1 pseudogene is annotated in these 1,101 nt (G+C 54.2%); it reads right to left on the reverse strand.

From position 1 onward, the window contains the following. Window positions 1-270: 270 nt before the first annotated feature. Window positions 271-1,101 (reverse strand): annotated as a pseudogene (locus tag ACOCD2_RS21340) (hypothetical protein); the annotation flags it as partial.

Consider the following 1,101-nt stretch of genomic DNA (forward strand, 5'->3'; position numbering starts at 1 on the left):
AGGCTTCCGCAATAAAGAGCGGTTTGCCAATGCCATTTACTTCCATCTCGGCGGGTTGGATCTTTACCCTGATGGGATTACTAGATGATGGGCGCCCACTCAATCAGGGGAAGAGCCTTTAGGTATAGCTTGGCAGGTTCCTGCTGGTGTATTCTCCACATCGCAACTGCAGTCGCCTTGGCCGGGAGGGGCATGGTCTAAAATGCTTTGAATATTGGCGGGGTCACAACCAGGATAAACCCATTCGACGTTGTCCTCGGGTGGAACAAATCACTTCACCATCTTGCGCCCAAAGGTGCCGAACATATGCACGTTGGAGCGCAACGGGTCAGCCGCTTCCTGGGTGTCGTTGATCTCGGTTTCCGTATCGAAAAAGTTAGTGTCCGGGTTTGGAGAGATCTGGTCGGATTCTGAGACCATGGCGGAAATATGGTAGGCCCTTTCTGCCCCCGCATCTTCTTTCGATGCTACTGATATATAGTAGCGGCCCGCATTGCCCAGGGTGGTGAGCATTATCTTGGCGTTGCTCAGGGGCGTCTTGGCGAGGATGGGCTCGTTGGGATCCACCACATCTTCTTCCTTATCGCCGTTGCGGTATATGTTCCCCGGACCGCTGGTGGTGCTGTCGAAGGAGGCGATGACGTTGCCGTTGCGGTCATGCACATTCACGACCCAGCCATCCGTACTCGTGTAGTCTGCTTGGTCGCCCAGAAAGTTGATGAGCAGATTCTGGTTGGGTTTGGTGGTGGCGAAGTAGTACCAGTCCTTGTCGAATTTATCCAGGCTGTTGCCCTTGTAGAAGCGATTCAGGAAAATCCTGTCTGCGGCAGCCATGTGGTCATTGGGTTCAGTTTCACCCCAGCCCGGAACGGGAATCACGTCTTCCAGCAGCACGCCGCAGTCCTTGGGTGTGCCGACCCAGTCTTTCTGTCCTTTCTTGTAGCCTTTCTTGTAGTTCTTGGACTTCTTGTTGGGGTCGCCAGTACCGCCGGGCCAGTTGATTGCTGCCTGGCTCTGGGCGCTGATGAGACCCATCACTCCCATTGCCATGACAAGGGCAGACCAGCGGGCGGTCTTGTTTAGTGAATTCTTCACCTTATT

Origin of the sequence: Thiolapillus sp. (assembly GCF_048562965.1) — a bacterium.
GTDB classification, from domain to species: domain Bacteria; phylum Pseudomonadota; class Gammaproteobacteria; order Chromatiales; family Chromatiaceae; genus Thiolapillus; species Thiolapillus brandeum_A.